At 41.4% G+C, this 19519-nt stretch carries 11 protein-coding genes; 9 read left to right on the top strand and 2 right to left on the bottom strand.

Features of this window, described 5'->3' with window-relative positions:
• Positions 1 to 19: 19 nt before the first annotated feature.
• Both V7K25_RS04070 and V7K25_RS04075 read left to right on the top strand, forming a co-directional pair.
• Entirely contained in the window at positions 20 to 952 is a 933-nt protein-coding gene (locus V7K25_RS04070; RefSeq protein ID WP_335155300.1) for a hypothetical protein, read from the top strand.
• A 1256-nt stretch (positions 953 to 2208) separates the two neighbouring features.
• Entirely contained in the window at positions 2209 to 5853 is a 3645-nt protein-coding gene (locus tag V7K25_RS04075) for a response regulator (protein ID WP_335155302.1), read from the top strand.
• Positions 5854 to 6317: 464 nt separating this feature from the next.
• Here V7K25_RS04075 and V7K25_RS04080 read toward each other — a convergent pair whose 3' ends face one another.
• Positions 6318 to 7334, bottom strand: coding sequence for a ribose-phosphate pyrophosphokinase (locus tag V7K25_RS04080; RefSeq protein WP_335155304.1), 1017 nt, complete (start codon positions 7332 to 7334; stop codon positions 6318 to 6320).
• Positions 7335 to 8753: 1419 nt separating this feature from the next.
• Here V7K25_RS04080 and V7K25_RS04085 point away from each other — a divergent pair.
• The 7 genes from V7K25_RS04085 (at position 8754) to V7K25_RS04115 (ending at position 17446) form a co-directional block, all read left to right on the top strand.
• A complete protein-coding gene (locus tag V7K25_RS04085; RefSeq protein ID WP_335155306.1) occupies positions 8754 to 10517 on the top strand; it encodes a protein kinase domain-containing protein in 1764 nt (587 codons plus the stop codon).
• A complete protein-coding gene (gene bioD / locus V7K25_RS04090; RefSeq protein WP_335155308.1) occupies positions 10517 to 11197 on the top strand; it encodes a dethiobiotin synthase in 681 nt (226 codons plus the stop codon). The genes V7K25_RS04085 and bioD overlap by 1 nt, the downstream gene beginning before the upstream one ends.
• A gap of 97 nt (positions 11198 to 11294) precedes the next feature.
• Entirely contained in the window at positions 11295 to 12197 is a 903-nt protein-coding gene (locus V7K25_RS04095; RefSeq protein ID WP_335155310.1) for an undecaprenyl-diphosphate phosphatase, read from the top strand.
• A 105-nt stretch (positions 12198 to 12302) separates the two neighbouring features.
• Positions 12303 to 12995 carry a DUF4337 domain-containing protein gene (locus V7K25_RS04100; RefSeq protein WP_335155312.1) on the top strand — a complete coding sequence of 231 codons (693 nt, stop codon included), beginning with the start codon at positions 12303 to 12305 and terminating at the stop codon, positions 12993 to 12995.
• 269 nt (positions 12996 to 13264) lie between these two features.
• On the top strand, positions 13265 to 14482 hold the full coding sequence (locus tag V7K25_RS04105; protein ID WP_335155314.1) for a M20 family metallopeptidase: 1218 nt from the start codon (positions 13265 to 13267) through the stop codon (positions 14480 to 14482).
• Between the two features lie 719 nt (positions 14483 to 15201).
• Positions 15202 to 16521, top strand: coding sequence for an acetyl ornithine aminotransferase family protein (locus tag V7K25_RS04110; protein WP_335155316.1), 1320 nt, complete (start codon positions 15202 to 15204; stop codon positions 16519 to 16521).
• A gap of 10 nt (positions 16522 to 16531) precedes the next feature.
• Entirely contained in the window at positions 16532 to 17446 is a 915-nt protein-coding gene (locus V7K25_RS04115; protein ID WP_335155318.1) for a DUF1338 domain-containing protein, read from the top strand.
• A gap of 96 nt (positions 17447 to 17542) precedes the next feature.
• Here V7K25_RS04115 and V7K25_RS04120 read toward each other — a convergent pair.
• Positions 17543 to 19519 (bottom strand): beta strand repeat-containing protein (locus V7K25_RS04120; protein ID WP_335155320.1); only part of this gene is annotated, 1977 nt, incomplete at its 5' end.

The raw sequence follows: 19519 nt of genomic DNA on the forward strand, positions 1-19519 counted from the left end.
GCTGCAATAAACCGATAAAATGACATTAGAAAAAGAGCGAACAACTATAGGAGTTTTCGCTAGGTGTTCCGATATACAATTGGTAGTTCAGGAACTAACAGCTTCTAATTTTCCCATGCACAAAGTTTCGATAATTGCACGGAATGTAGAAGAAGAAAGCGATATTGCTAGTGTTGAAGTTAAAGATCGCACTGGCAATAATACATCCTCAGAAAATGCTAAAGCCTTTACAGGTGGTGCTTTAGGTGGTGTTACTGGCTTATTAGTGGGTTTAGTCCTTTGGGTAATTCCTGGTATAGGACGAGTCTTTCTAGCCGGAGCAGAAGCAACTGCGATCGCTGCCACTTTGACAGGTGGTGCGATCAATGCAACCACAGGTGATTTGCATGGTGTGCTGCTAGGTTTAGGGATTCCTAAAGAGCAAGGACAGGGTTACAGCGATCTAGTTTGCAAAGGTTACTATTTGGTAATAGTAAACGGCATAGATATAGAAATTCGTCTTGCTAAAAGGATTTTTAATCGCCGCGATATTCAACAGTGGAGCATTTATGATCCATACTTGACCCCAAATAGTCGCTATAAAAATGCAGTTGGTGTTTTTTCTACGCGCCAAGATACAGAAAAAGCACTTACTGAACTCAAAATAGCTGGTTTTCCTATGGCTCAGGTGTCGGTGATTGCTAAGGATACAAACACACTGAATGGTATTACTGAGGTAGATATCAGCAGTTCCAAAGATAATTATACTAATTTAGGAATTTCTGAGGATCTAGCCAGATATTATGAACATCAAGTGACCCTTGGCAATTATTTATTAATGATAAATAGTACTGATATCTATATGGCAGGTGCTAGAGCCATTTTAGAAAATCACAAAATTGAAAAATTTTGCATCTATAGCCCATTTGTAGTTAATGCGAATAGAAGCGATCGCCAGGTTATGAGTCAATAGGCTTGGCTTCATATCTGATAAATAAAAAAAGTTAAGTTTTAAGAGATTTTACACCATACCGCGTGCGATTGTAATTGTATATATTCCTAATAGTTTTAGGAAGGTATACTTTTTTTCTATAAATTACAAAATCATCTAAACACAATTTACCTTCTTAGATTTTAGGCTTTCACAATATACAAAATAAATACTGTTTTAAAGAAATAAAATTAAGTAGTTAGATGTAATTAAAAATGACATAATTAAAATTTGATTCCTTTCCTTAGTAAGTGACAAGTTAGATATAGATATAGGTTAAGTTTTATCTTTAATTAAACCATTAAACTATTATATATATATGCCACTGTTTTATGTGAACCGGAAGGGATTATTAATTAGAGATTTTGGATAGATTACAAGTGGATAAATTACAAGAATTTTTAATTTTTATCACCAATGAAAGCTGTTTAATAATTAAAAAAATAATTCAACGATTGTTAAATTACTTAATATCATCCAATCAGTTTTTTTCTCAAAGAGCATCTTAAGCTGAACTTTAAGCTGCAACAGGCTTGTCTTATACCGTTTCTTTGTGAAGCTGCGCCAAATCTTTTAATTTCTTATTTCTTCTTGGCGTACTTGGCGCTCTTTGCGGTTCGTTCTTTATTTCTTGCACCATAAGCGCATCTTCATACAGAATTGGGTATTAGGGTAATATAATATCTCTTTCAAATAGTAAAATTGAAGTTTCCCAATCCTACCCATTTCTGGCTCTGAACCCATTTCCATTTCTATGAGATATGACCAGTATCCAGAGTTAGAACAGTATTGTATTACGGTTCCCTATCCACCGGTAAATTCTCCCTTTTGTCCTTTGCAAAATTTTGATCTTGTTAGGTCAACTACTACGTTCATAAAAACCACCATTTTTTAGTGGAACTCTGTTATTTAATTTATAATATAATCTAAATAACAGTATTTAATGATCTATCACAGGATTCAATTAAAAAACGGGTGGCTGTTCCTTGGGAAATAAGTTATAGTATCTCAAAAGATAATATTAAGCTAAATATCAAAATATTATAAATTGATGATAATCTTATTATGATAACTTTTTACAAAATAACTTAACATCATATTTATATAATATTAAAATGTAGTATTACTTGCATTATAAAAATTAAATATATACAAAGTAAATTTCTTAAATTTGTATAGCTAAAACATAATCAGAATAGTCCCAAAAATATAAATCATTAGAATAGCTGCCTGGAATAATGTTGAAAAGTTTGAAGATTGGAGCCAAAATTGGAATTAGTTTTGCCCTGAGTTTAGCAACTCTGACCACTATTGGTTTAATCTCCTATCAAAGCACTAATGAGCTAATTGAAACTTCGGCAAAAGAAAGCCATACCTACCAGGTGTTAAGTCAGCTTGAAGACCTCAATTTGCAACTAACAAATGCTGAAACTGGGCAACGTGGTTACCTTATTACTGGAGAAGATCGCTATTTAGAACCTTATAACGCTGCTATTGAAGTACTGAATCAAAAAGTCGAGGAAATTCAAAGGTTAACGGCAGATAACCCCAAACAACAGAGTCGGCTTGATATTTTACAGCCACTAATTACTCAAAAGCTGGCTGAACTTAAAGAAACCATTGACTTGCGTCAGAACCAAAGTTTTGAAGCAGCCCAGAAGGTTGTTCTAACAGACCAAGGCAAGCAGCTGATGGCTGAGATCAGCAAAGTTATCCAGGCGATGAAAACTGAGGAGAATACACTGCTGAAACAGCGCTCTGAGAAGGCAAAAGTAGCTGCTCGGCAAACGATCGCCACTATTGTATATAGTATTCCCTTATTTTCTTTAATCTTAGCTTTGATCGGATTTATCCTGACTAGACATATCTCAGCACCGCTAAAGCAAGTTTCTGATTTAGCAGAAAAAATGGCGGATGGGGATTTATTGGTGAGTTTACCAGATAGCGATCGCCACGATGAAATTGGTGTATTGACACGCACCTTCAACCAGATGATCGTTAATCTGCGAAACACAAATCAAAAAAATGACGAGCAAAATTGGCTAAAGTCTAACTTAGCTGAATTTACCAAGATGCTCCAAGGGCATCGAAATCTAGAAACTGCCTCTCGCCTGATTTTGTCAAATTTAGCACCACTAGTTGGCGCATCGCAGGGCGTTTTTTATTTCATGGATTCAATAGACAACGAGCCTGTACTGAAACTATTAAGTAGTTATGCTTACAAAGAGCGAAAAAATCTGGCAAATCAGTTTCGTTTGGGTGAAGGATTAGTGGGACAATGCGCCTTAGAAAAACAAAGAATCTTGCTAACAGAAGTTCCTAGTGACTATATCCGGATCAATTCCGGCTTGGGAGAAGCTCCACCGCTAAATATTATTGTCTTGCCTATACTGTTTGAGACACAGGTCAATGCTGTAATTGAATTAGCATCATTTGGGCCTTTCAGCCATCTGCATCTGACATTTTTAGAGCAATTGAGTGAAATTCTGGGTGTATTTTTAAATAACATCGCCTCACAATTGCAAACTCAGCGACTACTTGAAAAGTCTGTTGCTTTAACAGAAGAACTGCAAAACCAGCAAGAAGAACTACAGCAGAGCAATCAACGCTTAGAAGAACAAGCGCAGGAGTTGGAGGAATCGCAATTTCTTGTCAAGCAGTCTAACGAGGAATTACAGCAACTAAATGAGGAGCTAGAAGAAAAGGCAGAATTGTTAGAAGTTCAAAATCGGGAAGTTGCCCGCAAGAACCAGGAAGTTGAGCAGGCGAGGCTGTCTTTGGAACAAAAAGCTGAACAACTGGAATTGTCTTCTAAATACAAGTCGGAATTTCTGGCGAATATGTCCCACGAGTTACGGACACCGCTAAATAGCCTGCTAATTTTAGCAAGGCTGCTAGCAGATAACTCCCTTAACAACTTGACCGACAAACAGGTAGAGTACAGCCGGACTATCTATTCGGCTGGGACTGATTTGCTGGAATTAATCAATGACATTCTAGATTTGGCAAAAATTGAGTCGGGTACTATGTCGCTTGATATTGAGCAAATTGCTCTTGCCGATTTGGAGACATCTTTAGAGCAGACTTTCCGGCAAGTTGCCCACAATAAGGAACTCAGCTTTACTATTGAACGAGATGAAAAATTACCACCGACAATTTATAACGACTCCAAACGTCTACAACAAGTGCTGAAAAATCTCCTAGCTAACGCCTTTAAGTTTACAGAACAAGGAGGCGTGAAGTTACAAATTGGCATAGCAACGAAGGCAGACGAAGTTGATAATCCCATGATTGCTTTTGCAGTTAGCGACACGGGTATAGGCATTCCAGAGGAGAAGCAAAAGATTATTTTTGAGGCATTTCAGCAGGCAGATGGCACAACCAGCCGCAAGTACGGGGGAACAGGCTTGGGCTTGTCCATTAGCCGCGAACTGTCTCAACTGTTGGGCGGGAGAATTGAAATAGTCAGCCAAGCAGGGCAGGGAAGCACCTTCACCCTCTACTTGCCGAGGCGACATGAAGTGAAGGGTAAAAATACTCTCACTCCATCACCTTCTGGCCCAATCAACTCTATGCGTGCGGCATCGCTCATAAAAGAAGTGCCAATAGTCGAAAACAGACCCACAACTGTAGACATCTCTTCATCGCCGAAACTCCTTCCCAGTTTACCCAACGATATCCCAGATGACCGAGAAATCATTCAACCGGGCGATCGCATTTTGCTAATTATCGAGGATGATGATAAATTTGCCCGCATTTTACTAGATATGGCCCGTGAGCAGGGCTTTAAAACCATTGTTGCTTTACAGAGCAAACAAGGTTTAGCACTAGCGCAACAGTTTAAGCCCGATGCAATTATGCTAGATATCCACATGCCAGAGATGGATGGGTGGACGGTGCTAGATCGTCTGAAACATAAGCCAGACACCAGACACATACCAGTACATATACTTTCTGTTGATGAAAGACAGCAACGGGGATTACAACTAGGAGCGATTACCTATCTCCAAAAACCCGTTTCTCCAGAAGCGCTAACTCAGGTATTAACAGAGATTAAAGGCTTTATTGAGCGTCAGGTAAAAAATCTTCTCATCGTAGAAGATGACCCCGTACAAGCCCAAAGTATTATCGAACTGATCGGTAATGGCGATGTTCATAGTACAGCAGTGGGTACAGGGGCAGAAGCCCTCTCGATTTTGCGATCGCATCACTTTGATTGTATGGTACTCGATCTTGGCCTGCCCGATATGAGCGGCTTTACACTAATTGAGCAAATAAAGCAAGAACCCAGGCTTTTAAAACTGCCGATCATTGTTTACACCGGCAAAGAACTCAGCCGCCAAGAAGAAACGCAACTACGGGGACTAGCAGAGACAATTATCATTAAAAATGTGCGATCGCCAGAGCGGTTATTAGATGAAACTGCCTTGTTTTTGCATCGAGTGCAAGCCAATTTGCCTCCACCAAAGCGGCAAATGCTAGAACAACTACACCAAAATGATCCGGTGCTGGCGAATCGGACAATTTTGATTGTAGATGATGACCTCCGAAATATTTTTGCCCTCACCAGCTTTTTAGAAAGCTATCAAATGCAAGTGCTATTTGCCGAAAATGGCAGAGATGGCATAGAGAGGCTGCAAACTAATCCTGAGATTAATATAGTTTTGATGGACATTATGATGCCGGAAATGGATGGTTACGAAACCACCCGCGCCATCCGTCAGCAACAACAGTTTCGCTCATTACCAATAATTGCTTTAACTGCTAAAGCCATGCCGGGCGATCGCGAAAAGTGCATCGAAGCTGGAGCGTCTGACTACATTACCAAGCCTGTAGATACAGAGCAGTTGCTTTCACTGCTCCGGGTTTGGCTGTATCGGTAAGGATAAATCAATTAAAAAATGGGGCGTTGCTGAATCATGGGATGATTTCACCTAATTTGGAACGAATTTTCAATGATTTCAACCGCCAATTCATCCCGCATTTATGCAACGCCAAAAATGGTATTACCATTAATTGGTATATCAGTTGATGTAATTAGGAATGCACAACATCATAATCTAGGGACTTCCAAATAAAAAAATATCCCAAAACTGACGCAAAAATCTTCTCTATTTCTCCTATCTCTGTGTTCTCTGCGTCTCTGTGGTTCGTTCATTTGGATAATTTATTTCTTGGAAGTCCCCTATAGTAGATAGGTTGTAGCTTCCTTCAGCCTGTCCTTTTTCCTTTTGTGGCAAGCTTTTCGGTTCTGTAATCGCCGTCGAACTCACGTTGCTAAAAGCCCACACTGTACAAGTTCAAGAGTACAGTGTGGGCAATTTACGCTAATAAAACTAATGACAGTCTAGCGGAACATACTACTGACTGAAGTATCTTCATGAATCCGCCAGATAGTTTCTCCTAAAAGATTAGCTACTGACAGCACCACTAGTTGGGGAAAACGATTGTTTTCTGGTATGGGAATTGTATTGGTGACAATCACTTCCTCAAATAAGCCACTGGACAAACGCTCCATCGCTGGTGGAGAGAACACTGCATGAGTTGCACAGGCGTATACTTGACGCGCTCCTTCTTCACGCAGTAATCGCGCTCCTTCTGCTATCGTGCCTCCAGTGTCGATCATGTCATCCACTAAAACTGCCGTTTTGCCTTTAACATCGCCGATGATATTTAACACTTCGGCAACATTATGTGCCTGACGACGTTTGTCAATAATCGCAAGTGGGGCATCATTCAGTTTTTTGGCAAATGCTCTGGCTCGCGCTACACCGCCAACATCAGGGGAAACAACCACAAGGTCGGGCAGTTCTTTGCTTGCTAGATAATCCAGCAATACTGGCGAACCGTAAACATGGTCAAAGGGGATATCGAAATAGCCTTGAATTTGAGCCGAGTGCAAATCCATTGCTAGAACGCGGTTGGCACCTGCTTCGGTAATCAGGTTAGCAACTAGCTTGGCGGTTATTGACTCTCTTCCTGCGGTTTTGCGATCGGCACGGGCATAGCCATAGTAGGGAATTACTGCCGTTACCTGTCGCGCAGAAGCTCGACGACAGGCATCAACCATAATCAATAATTCCATTAAATGATCGTTCACGGGTTGACAACATGGCTGGATTAAATAGACATCACAACCCCGAATCGATTCTTGGATTTGGACGTAAAGTTCTCCATCGGCAAATCTTTTGCGAATCATTGGCCCCAAGTCCATGCCCACATAACGAGCAACCTCTTGAGACAGTTGTATATTGGCAGAGCCAGAAAACAGCCGCAGGCGATGATTATCACTCAGTCCTGTTGCAGATGGTTGCACTTTGAAAGTTGCAGAACTGAGCACAGCAGATCCTCTATGTGCATTCATAGCAATATTATCATTAAAGATTTAATAGGTTTAACCGAGAAATCGCCTAAAAAAACATTTGTGAGTTTTATTGAATATTCCATACAAAATTTAAACATTTTTTCATAAAATTATCATTCGCTAACTGTCTAATTTTTTTTGCAAGCAAACTATTGATAGCTTAACGGACATTTAGTCCATCCACTAGGTCTATAGTTCAAATTTTTGGATTGAGGTAAACATTGGTGTGGTAGGTTTTTCTAACTACCTCATTCATAGCTAACACTAAAGCATTACAACTTAAGTGATAGTGAAGCTTGTTCTCATACAGTATAGCACCTTCGACTAAGTACTACAATAGTAGCTTATTATTCCATGCCTTACGCATTGACAAAAACAGCACTTACATAAGTTAGAACATGATAACAGTGGACACAAGGTATTGACGCACAATGAGATTTTTAGATAAAGATTGGATAAATTTTAAATAAAAACTTAATAAAAACATTCTTTATAATAAAAAAACATTACTCAACAAGAGTAATACCATCTAGGCAAAGATTTGTAAGTATTTTTACTAAAATAAATTTTAATTAAATGCTAGAAAAATTGTTCAATCTAAATTCTTCTGAGGTATAAAAGTGGGAAAGACTAATGGACTCTCGACGTAATTCAGTAGCAGAAAAATCTTTAACTGCATAGGCCGTGTTGCAGATCGCCTATAATCTGCGACTGAAACGGATGGTGATTTTGGATATTGGAGCGATCGCTAGTCTACCGCACCCGCCCCAATGGTGGAAAAAAGTTGCTGGTATAGCAAGGGACTAGAGACTGGGTGAAAAGTCTTTTTGTGTCTAAGTTTTATCATCTGTTGATGTCCTAATCACCAAGGCTGTTGCTATACTTCAATGATTTCTATCAGAAAGATGACTACCGCTCTGTAATCCAGTACATTATAAAAAATCGTCCCTCTTCTACAAAATCAGTAATTTTATTTGGCCATCCCAGATTATTTAGATACTACGGTGACTTTCTAAGCCTGAATGGATGCAATTTTGGGAATGAGTTAAGGAAGGGGATTAATGATAAAAATTTTGCAGGAAAAATTGAAACTTTAACAAATCGTGCGGATACGGTTTTGATAATAGTTAATCGTGAACATTTATTTCCCAAAGGATTGATTCAAAAAGAGATGAGCAATTTGTATAATCTGGATTCTCAAGTTAATTTTGCATATTTTAAAATCTCTCGTTTTATCAAGAAGTAAATTGAATTGAGGATTGGGGGCTGTTAAATAAACTACAAAATAATCTAGCTCTGGTGAGGTTTCCCCATTCGGTATAGTAGAATATTGCCGCAGGTAACTGTCTGTCGCCTCTTGGACTTAAATCTTTGTGGGTGACTTCCTCCTCAGTTGCTACTACACTCAATCATTGGATCATGCAACCACCCCTTACAGTTGGCACTGTCTTGCAAAACCGTTATCGCATAATCCAAATTCTCGGACAAGGAGGATTTGGTAGAACCTATCTGGCAGAAGACCAGAGGCGCTTTAACGAACTTTGTGCGATCAAGGAATTGATTTCAACAGCAACGGAGCCTTTGGCTTGGGAGAAGGCACAAGAGCTTTTTCACCGAGAAGCTGCCATTTTATATCAAATTGAATACCCACAAGTCCCGAAATTTCGGGAAAGGTTTGAGCAAGACCAACGTTTATTTTTGGTGGAGGACTACGTTGCAGGTCAAACTTACCAAGCTCTGCTGGCTGAACGTCAAGCTATGGGTCAAACCTTCACAGAGGCTGAAGTATTGCAGTTGATAAAGTTGTTGCTGCCTGTTTTAGAGCATATTCACAGTCGAGGGATTATTCACCGAGATATCTCGCCAGAAAATATTATTTTGCGAGATAGTGACGCTAAACCTGTGTTAATTGACTTTGGAGTGGTAAAAGAACTGGCAACTCGTTTACGATCGCCAGAGAGCGCAATGCCAGAAACCACTGTCGGAAAATTAGGCTACTCTCCTAGTGAACAAATGCAAACAGGGGGAGCTTATCCTAGTAGTGATTTGTATGCATTAGCAGTAACAGCGATTGTTTTGCTGACTGGTAAAGAACCAAGGGATCTATTTGACGAAAACCAACTAACTTGGAATTGGCAACGGTGGGTAACAGTTAATCCGCGATTTGCTATGGTGTTGAATCGAATGTTGAATCATATACCGAGCGATCGCTATCAAAGTGCTGCTAGCGTATCTCAAGCACTACAATCTTTAGAGCAGCAAGTTAGTCTTCCGGCCTTGAATACGTCTAACTTGCAAACAATCGCTGTTGGCCGCCGTCCTGACTCAGTACCACCAGCAGCTTTGCCCAAGAAACAACCCGATCCTGTGATTCCACCAAGTTCCACTAGCTCAGTCTTGGATAATCCGTTAGCGATCGCAGCAATTGGCACTGCTGTAGTAATCGTAGCCGGATTTGGTTCTTGGGCACTGGTAAGTTCTATCCGCAGTCAATCAAAACCATCACCAACACAGACGCTTCCACAAAATTTTCCTTCACCAGTTATTTCTGGTGGTACTACATTCACATCCACACCCACCCCCGAACAACCTATTGTATCTAGTAGGCGGCTCAATCTTAAAGCATCTAACCCAACCACGGTTACAGATACTCTCAAAACAAATCAAATCATCCGATATACTTTTTTTGGGCAGAAAGGTGACAATTTAACTGCGTTTATTGACCCAGGAAGCAGCGTTTTGTTAACAGTCTTCAGTCCCAATCAACAACCAATTGATCAAAATGTTGAACAAGTAGCATCATATAAAGGCACATTGCTGGTTACTGGTAGATATACTATTGAGTTAACACTGGTTCCAGGAGTTGCCGAAAGCAATTACAGCCTGACTGTTGCATTAGAAACACTAGCAAAACCAATACCTACACAAACATCTACCCCAATTCCAACAGAAATACCTGCCCCAGTTTATACACAAACACCTACCCCAATTCCGACAGAAAGACCCTTCCCAATACCTACACAAATACCTAACCCAGTTCCAACAGAGATACCCACCCCAGCTTTTACACAAACACCTTTCCCAATTCCGACAGAGACACCTACGCCAATTCCGACCACTGGTGAAACGCCAAGTTTTCCGCCAGTTGATGGAACACAACCATTTTCTGGCCAAAGAAATTAATGTTAAACACACTACTGATTACTGGAACTGATACCGAAGCTGGTAAAACTGTTTTAACAACAGCCTTAGCAGCCTATTGGCAAAAATATTATCCGCAGCGTAGCTTGGGAATCATGAAACCGATTCAATCGGGGATTGGCGATCGCGAATGGTATCAAAAGCTATTTACACTAGAACAATCTTTAGAAGAAATTACACCTTTGTACTTTCGAGCGCCTCTTGCCCCTCCCATCGCAGCAGCACGAGAAAATCGCCAAGTAGATTTAGCAGTAGTTTGGCAAGCTTTATCTAAATTGCGATCGCAACGTGATTTTGTGCTTATAGAAGCCTTGGGTGGGTTAGGTTCGCCTATAACTGAGGAATTAACCGTAGCCGATTTAGCCGGAGAATGGCGTTTACCAACGGTATTGGTAGTGCCAGTGAGATTAGGTGCAATTGCTCAAGCAGTGGCGAACGTAGCATTAGCTAGACAAGCACGGATCAATCTTAAAGGCATTGTACTGAACTGTGTACAAAGACGAACTGATGCAGAAATAGCCGATTGGACACCACCCCAATTGATTCAATCACTCACGAACATACCAGTTTTAGGCTGCTTACCAAATTTAGATAGCCTGACTGATTTAGATAAACTTGCTCAAGTAGCATCAGATTTAGATTTGGAAATGCTGACATTTTAAATGTCATTCAAGTGGCATATCTTAGTCATAGAAACGTCATTGGCATAAGTTAATTTATCGGTGTTTGATTAAAAGTAAATTATTTACGCCTGACATCATGATGCTTTCTTTTGCGGTGGCAAGTGCAATCTGTGGCAAAGGTAGTGAAGTGAATCTAGACTTTGCTAACCTTAGCTGGATTGACGTGATTATTTTAGGCATCGTTCAGGGAATTACAGAACTATTACCAATTAGCAGTACTGCTCATTTGCGGATAGTGCCAACTCTACTGGGACTCAAAGATCCGGGGTCTGCTTTTTCAGCAGCCATGCAATTAGCTAGTTTGACTGCTGTTTTAGTCTATTTTTGGCAAGACTTAAAAAAATTAACAGGAGAGACAGTTAGAGCAATTAGCGGACAAGATTATCAATCTAGTTCTTTGCAACTGATGTTAGGTTTATTGGTAGGAACCTTGCCCATTGCTGTGGCTGGTGTCCTACTCAAACCAATTCTTAACGCCTGCAACTCACCGATGCGAGGGTTAGTAGTTATTGGTGTAGCTTCAATTATTATGTCAGGATTGTTGGCGATCGCAGAAAAACGGGGAGGACGCGATCGCACTTTCGACAAACTCACCCTCTGGGATGGCATTTGGGTAGGAGTTGCTCAAGCTTTTGCCCTCATACCTGGCGTTTCTCGCTCTGGTTCCACCCTCACTGCTGGGTTATTTTTGGGCATGGAACGGGAGACATCAGCCCGATTTTCTTTTTTGTTGGGCTTACCAGCCGTGATTTTGGCGGGTGCTGTAGAACTCCATACTCTTAGCAAAGCAGGACTGAGTGCAGCTGGTTGGTTGACTTTATTGGTAGGCTTAATCTCTGCCAGCATTTCCGCTTTTCTAGCAATTTGGGGACTCCTAAGCTACCTAGAAAAACACAGTACCTTGATTTTTATTTTCTACCGCTTGGCGATGGGTGTATTTTTGATAGTTGCGGTGATGGCTGGTTGGTTGCAGAATTGATTTTAACTAATACTATGGTTAAAACTCTATCCTTTTATGGATAGAGTTTTCTGAATTCTGTATTCTGACTCCTGTTTTATCTTTAAGTGAAATTGGTATAACGATATGGACATAAACCCCATCGACCTGGTTGAAGATGAAAACGATGAACCCGAAACCCCAGCTAACCGCGAAAAACGCAAAAGTCGTCTAAATAGTGCTGTTGCAATTGCAGTTGCATTGCTCGCAACCTTTATAGGCATCTGCAAAGTTAAAGACGATAATCTGGTTCAGGCAATGCAGCAAGCTCAAGCAAATAAAATTGACGATTGGGCGTTATACCAGGCTCGTAATATTCGTGAAGAAATAGCCAAATCAAATGTGGTGCAACTGAAATTGCAATCTGTTTCTCAACCTTCTGCTGTGAGGGCTGACTATGAAAAACAGATTGCCGCTTATCAACTAATTGCTGATAAAGAAGACCAGAAAAAGCAGGAACAGAAGCTAGCCGCCGAAAAAGATCAAACAACCTATGACCAGCTTAATTACCATGATGACCAGTTTGATTTAGCTGATGCCTCCTTATCGATCTCAGTTTCGCTATTTGCCATTACATCTTTATCTCAGAAAAAATGGTTGTTCTACGCCGCCTTAGTTCCAACTATATTTGGCTTGGTTATGGGGTTATCAGGATTATTGAACTGGCAACTACACCCCGATGCTTTGACCAAATTACTATCCGAAAATTTCTTAGAAAAACCATCCGAAAACAAAATAGTGCTTTCCACTCGGACTTTTTCAAATTCCAAAGTGTTTTAACTTGTGGTCTACGTAACTGATTATTAGTATAGGCGTAGCCCAACCTAAGCATTGCTTTTCAAAGAAAAACTTTTTGGTTTACTGATTAAGAAGATTCTATGCTGATTAGACATCTAGTAGAAATTAAATAGGCGTTACCCAAAATCCTTGTAGAGACGTAGCACTGCTACGTCTCTACATTCTTTTTTGGAGATGTCTATTCTTCCCATTCCCTACGATAAACTGGGAAAATAAGCTTGCCTTAGCTGTACTTAAACTAGTTTGTCATAATGGTTTCTACCTTTCCCAATTCCTCTTCTGTTGATTTATCTCGCATCCGACTTTCGATTCGTTCATTGCAACCACAATTGGTAGAGTGGCGGCGGCGATTGCATCAACAACCAGAGTTGGGTTTTCAAGAAAAACTGACGGCTGAGTTTGTCTCACAAAAACTCCAAGAATGGGGAATTGACCACCAAACTGGCATTGCCCAAACTGGCATTGTTGCCACCATCAAAGGTAACCAACCCCCCACTCCCCAAGTTTTAGCGATTCGGGCAGATATGGATGCATTGCCAATCCAAGAACTCAACGAAGTGCCCTATAAATCGCAGCATGATGGAGTGATGCACGCTTGTGGACATGATGGACATACTGCGATCGCATTAGGTACAGCTTACTATCTCCAGCAACATCGCCAAGACTTTTCCGGTACAGTAAAAATTATCTTTCAGCCAGCCGAAGAATCACCAGGAGGCGCAAAGCCGATGATTGAAGCTGGAGTGCTGAAAAATCCTGATGTTGACGCGATTATTGGTTTGCATTTGTGGAATAATTTGCCCTTGGGAACAGTGGGTGTCCGTGCTGGGGCATTGATGGCAGCTGTGGAGTCTTTTAATTGCACAATTTTAGGCAAAGGTGGACACGGCGCACTACCCCATCAAACAGTGGATTCTGTTGTAGTTGCTGCCCAAATTGTAAATGCCTTGCAGACCATTGTCGCCCGGAATGTTAATCCCCTTGATTCAGCAGTGGTGACAGTGGGCGAACTTCATGCTGGAACTAAGGGAAATGTGATTGCTGATACAGCGAGAATGAGCGCCACTGTTAGGTATTTTAATCCTAGTTTGAAAGGCTTTTTCAACCAGCGTGTCGAGCAGATTATTGCTGGAATTTGTCAAAGTCATGGTGCGAGTTATGACTTAGAATACTGGTCACTTTATCCACCAGTGATTAATGATATGAAGATGGCAGAATTGGTGCGAACTGTAGCAGAACAAGTGGTAGAAACCCCGTTGGGTATTGTGCCAGAATGTCAAACTATGGCTGCTGAAGATATGTCATTCTTCTTGCAAGAGGTTCCAGGTTGCTATTTCTTTTTAGGTTCTGCGAATCCAGAGAAAGATTTGGCGTATCCACATCATCATCCTCGGTTTGATTTTGACGAAACGGCGTTGGGAATGGGTGTGGAAATATTTGTTAGATGCGTGGAGAAGTTTTTTAGTTGAGTGGGTGTAAATTAGATGTTTTTAATCAAGTTAAATTTACTTGAATTTTTATGAATGCAAAATCAACCAATTGAAAAAACAGCAGATATAACGTTTTTTGTGAGTTATGGTGGTTGGCGTTGCAAAATAAGCTCATGCAGAGGCGCAGAGAGAAAGATTGAGGCCTTCTGGCTACTGCTGAACTAGCTATTGGAGTCGCAAAAGCAACTAATGCGACTTGAAAACCAACTTTTGGTGTCGCAAAAGCAACTAATGCGACTTGAAAACCAACTTTTGGTGTCGCAAAAGCAACTAATGTGACTTGAAAACCAACTTTTGGTGTCGCAAAAGCAACTAATGCGACTTGAAAACTAACTTTTGGTGTCGCAAAAGCAACTAATGCGACTTGAAAACTAACTTTTGGTGTCGCAAAAGCAACTAATGCGACTCTAAAACTAACTTTTGGTGTCGCAAAAGCAACTAATGCGACTCTAAAACTAACTTTTGCGTAAGTCTAGCCTATTACCTATTTTGTGGTTTAGCTGAAGATGATAGCGTTTTATGACGCGATCGCAGAAGTTGTGTTATAAAAACGGGCAAAGTCTTACAAAATACGAAAATCTTTACTATGAAGCTTTTTCGGTAAATGCGTAATTTCTACACCAATGGCATCAAATGCTACTGTAAGCAATCAAGCTTTAGCGTTTAATCATCGGTAATCTTAAAAAATTAAAAAAATTATGTTAAGTATCCCTATTAACCTAAATTTACCTCGTACACCTCGTATAGTAACTTCTTTACCTGGGCCTCGCGCTCAAGCAATTGTACAACGCGATCGCGCCGTAACTTCTCCTTCTTACACCCGTGATTACCCATTAGTTGTATCTCGCGGTCAAGGGTGCATGATAGAAGATGTGGATGGCAATGTATTTCTGGATATGACCGCAGGTATTGCCGTTACCGCTACCGGACACGCCCACCCGGAAGTCGTTAAAGCAATTCAAGAACAATCCGAATGTCTGCTGCACATGTCAGGGACAGATTTTTATTATGAGCCAATGGTGGAACTAGCGGAACAATTGGCGATTCGCGCCCCTTTTCCCCAGCCACAGAGTAATACTGGGTTTCCCGCAAAGGTATTTTTCACCAATTCCGGGGCAGAATCCAATGAAGGAGCCATCAAACTAGCTCGATATTACACCAAGCGATCGCTAATTGTAGCCTTCTTAGGCGCATTTCACGGACGCACTTATGGGGCAATGTCTCTAACTGGTTCTAAAGCAGTGCAGCGAGCTAATTTTGGGCCTTTAGTTCCTGGGGTGACTCATATCCCTTATGGCACTCACGCTAGCTTAGATTATTTAGAACAACAGTTATTTTGCACAATTTTACCACCGCAAGAAGTAGCCGCGATCGTAGTCGAAGCGATTCAGGGAGAAGGTGGGTATATTGTCCCCGAAGATGGTTTTTTAGAGCGGATTCGGGATATTTGCGATCGCCACGGTATTCTGATGGTAGTGGATGAAGTGCAAGCGGGAATGGGGCGGACTGGTCGCTTATTTGCGATCGAGCATTGGGGTGTGATGCCTGATATAATCACCACTGCTAAAGGTATTGCCAGTGGTTTGCCATTAGGAGCGATACTTGCCAGACCAGAGTTAATGACTTGGCCTCCTGGTTCTCACGCTACCACATTTGGCGGTAATCCCGTAGCTTGTGCTGCTGGTATTGCCACACTGCGACTGCTGGAAAGTGGTTTGATGAACAACGCCATTCAGATGGGTGAATTATTACAAGCTAGTCTTACCGAGTTGCATCAAAGATTCCCTAGTGTATCGCCGCCACGAGGTAAGGGATTGATGGTTGCGGTAGATTTATTGGATGAACAGGGTAATCTCGATCATAAACTGCGCGATCGCATTATCCAAGAAGCTTTTTTACGCGGTTTATTATTGCTAGGTTGCGGTAAAGCAGCAATTCGTTTCTGTCCGCCTCTAGTTATCGACAGCGACCAAATTCAAATAGCCCTTCAGATTATCAGCGAGATTTTAACTTCTTAAAAGATGACAAATGACAAATAAAATTGCCCTTAATTTATGGAAATTACTTTGGCAAGAATATAGTGCCAGAGTAAATCATGCCCGTACCTACGAGCAAATGATTACTGCTGCGGGTGGGACTGTTGCCAACGACCACATCGCCTTTCGGTCTTTGCGTTTATTAGTAGATAGTCCACAGGGTAAAATTAATCTGGGAATTGACTATCTTGGGCAGCTTGTAGAAGCTTTAGGTTACGTGGCAACTGGAGAGTATAATTTTGCTCAAACCCATTTGTACGCCCGTTATTATCGTCATCCACAGCAAGAGGAATTTAACTTACCCAAACTGTTTATTAGCGAGTTGATTGTCGATGAATTGCCTGTTAACATTGCCCAACTCATCTCTAAAACAGTATCTTTAATTCCATACGAACTAACTTCACCCCTTACTCTTCTACAAAAAGAGGAGAACATTGAAACCATCACCAAACAACTCCAGCAAGTTTTTACTCGCCCTTGGCTACCTCCTGTGCGTTCTGTTGTCGAGGAGGTGAATCAGATTACTCAGTATGGGGCTTGGGTATTGCTGCACGGTTATGCAGTCAACCACTTTACAGGCTACGTCAACGCCCAGAATACTCTAGAATATCCAGATATTGATATTACTGCTAGTGGATTGGCTAACCTGGGTGTACCGATGAAAGCAGAGATAGAGGGAAATGTTAATTGTGGTTTGCGGCAAACTGCAACTCAAGCAGTAACAGAAATGTTAACAGTGTTAGATGATAACAGTGGTGCAGAAATTCAAATCCCTTGGACTTACGCCTATTATGAAATTGCCCAGCGCTATCTAATAGAAGTGGAATCTGGAAAGCAGGTACTTTTCGATGCTTTTTTAGGAAGTAATGCCCAGCAATTATTTGAAATGACTCGTCTATCTAAATAGCTAAATAGCCTAGAGTTGTTCTGTAAAGGATTCAGTTTCAAGGTTCTAAGCTTGAAACATGAAACTTCAAACTTGGAACTCCATGTTTTGGGAAAACTATGCTTGCAAGATAAAATCTGATGCTGTAAGAGTTGGCGCACCAGTTAGAGTTGCAAATAAACCACCACTGCCAAAACCAGCCGCGCTGCCATTTTGATTGTAGAATAACTGTCCACTCACAGAATCGTAGACAATTTTCGCCGTGCTTGTGGCGGCTGAAGAAGTTATTTTAAAATCATTGGCGTTGCTAAAACCTGTTCCTGTAGTAGAAGCGATTGCATTAAAGGTAGTCTTATCTAAAATAATCTTGTCACCTTGGGAGTGGTTAAAGTCACTAATGGTATCTACACCAACAGCAGAAGAGGCAAAGGGAGCATTGGTATTGTAAAGGAAATTGTCAGCACCCGCACCACCGACAAGAGTATCATTACCAGCACCGCCGATGAGAATATCATTGCCAGCGTCACCTCGTAGCAAGTCATTGCCACTCAAGCCATTAATTTTATCGTTACCCCCTTGACCATTAATCACATCATTGGAGTTGTCAAAACCTGTGATGTTATTGTTTAAGTCATTGAAAAAGGTGACAGTGTCTTTGTTGAAAATGCTAGTTTGAGTGGAGTTGGCATCAATAACATCAAAGCTATCAGCAGTGCTAGTTTGTCCATCAAACAAAATATTGCCGAGTGCAGGTCTTAAAGAATTTGTTGCTGGCAGGTTATCCAGGTTTTCTAATTTAAAGTTTTGCAGAGTGACTTTGGTGGATGCCACATTTTCAAAAGTGACTTCTAAGTTGTTGCCTTTTTGAGTTAGTTGCAGATTTCGAGCAGTTAAGCCCGAACCGATAAATTGCAGTGTATCAACATTGGCAATTACAGCCGATGATGGGTTTGTGCCTTTACCCACGCCACTAAAATCGGTGATAATGTCATTGCGATCGCCAACGCGAAATACAAACTTATCTTCACCACCGTTGCCTGTCAGGGTTTCGTTAACAGTTATGTTGTTGCTAGGTATGCCAAAGAGGGTATCTGCACCAGGAGTTCCAGTCAGCTTACCAGGGGTGCCGCCACTGCCGATGTTCTTCCCCCCAAATATTACATCGCTTTGCCCAGCACCAGAGATGTCGTTGCGGGAGGCAAAAGGTGCCCCAATAATCACGTCGTCAATACCATCAGCGTTGATGTCCCCTGCATTGCTGACTGAGGTGCTTGTAGAGTTACCGGATCCAATGCCGTTAATTAAAAGGCCATTAGTGCCATTCAAATCAGAGAGGTTGAGGCTGCCGCTACTGCCGATGTTCTTCCCCCCAAATATTACATAGCTTTGCCCAGGAAAATCTTCGTAGTTGCGGTAGTCACCAGATGCCCCAATAATCAGGTCGTCAATGCCATCAGCGTTGATGTCCCCTGCATTGCTGACTGAGATGCCTGAATTGTCACCTGCTGCAATGCCGTTAATTATAAAGCCATTAGTGCCATTCAAATCAGAGAGGTTAAAGGTGCCGCCACTGCCGATGTTCTTCCCCCCAAACACTACATAGCTTTGCCCAGCAAGAGAGTTGCCGTTGGGGGAGGCATTTTCTGCCCCAATAATCAGGTCGTCAATGCCATCAGCGTTGATGTCCCCTGCATTGCTGACTGAGATGCCTGAATTGTCATTTGCTGCAATGCCGTTAATTAAAAAGCCATTAGTGCCATTCAAATCAGAGAGGTTGAGGCTGCCGCTACTGCCGATGTTCTTCCCCCCAAACACTACATAGCTTTGCCCAGCACGAAAGTTGCCGTTGGGGGAGGCATTTTCTGCCCCAATAATCAGGTCGTCAATGCCATCAGCGTTGATGTCCCCTGCATTGCTGACTGAGTAGCCTGAGAAGTCACGTTCTGCAATGCCGTTAATTAAAAAGCCATTAGTGCCATTCAAATCAGAGGCGTTGAGGCTGCCGCTACTGCCCAGATTCCTCCCCCCAAATACTACATAGCTTTGCCCAGCAAATTTTTTGCCGTTGGGGGAGGCACCAGATGCCCCAATAAT

The organism is Nostoc sp., assembly GCF_036919495.1.
GTDB lineage: Bacteria > Cyanobacteriota > Cyanobacteriia > Cyanobacteriales > Nostocaceae > Nostoc.

What these genes read in the sequence shown, in the direction of transcription:
- V7K25_RS04070 (WP_335155300.1), top strand. Translation starts at nt 20, where the DNA reads ATGACATTAGAAAAAGAGCGAACAACTATAGGAGTTTTCGCTAGGTGT.
- V7K25_RS04075 (WP_335155302.1), top strand. Translation starts at nt 2,209, where the DNA reads ATGTTGAAAAGTTTGAAGATTGGAGCCAAAATTGGAATTAGTTTTGCC.
- V7K25_RS04080 (WP_335155304.1), bottom strand. Translation starts at nt 7,334, where the DNA reads ATGAATGCACATAGAGGATCTGCTGTGCTCAGTTCTGCAACTTTCAAA.
- V7K25_RS04085 (WP_335155306.1), top strand. Translation starts at nt 8,754, where the DNA reads ATGCAACCACCCCTTACAGTTGGCACTGTCTTGCAAAACCGTTATCGC.
- bioD (WP_335155308.1), top strand. Translation starts at nt 10,517, where the DNA reads ATGTTAAACACACTACTGATTACTGGAACTGATACCGAAGCTGGTAAA.
- V7K25_RS04095 (WP_335155310.1), top strand. Translation starts at nt 11,295, where the DNA reads ATGATGCTTTCTTTTGCGGTGGCAAGTGCAATCTGTGGCAAAGGTAGT.
- V7K25_RS04100 (WP_335155312.1), top strand. Translation starts at nt 12,303, where the DNA reads ATGGACATAAACCCCATCGACCTGGTTGAAGATGAAAACGATGAACCC.
- V7K25_RS04105 (WP_335155314.1), top strand. Translation starts at nt 13,265, where the DNA reads ATGGTTTCTACCTTTCCCAATTCCTCTTCTGTTGATTTATCTCGCATC.
- V7K25_RS04110 (WP_335155316.1), top strand. Translation starts at nt 15,202, where the DNA reads ATGTTAAGTATCCCTATTAACCTAAATTTACCTCGTACACCTCGTATA.
- V7K25_RS04115 (WP_335155318.1), top strand. Translation starts at nt 16,532, where the DNA reads ATGACAAATAAAATTGCCCTTAATTTATGGAAATTACTTTGGCAAGAA.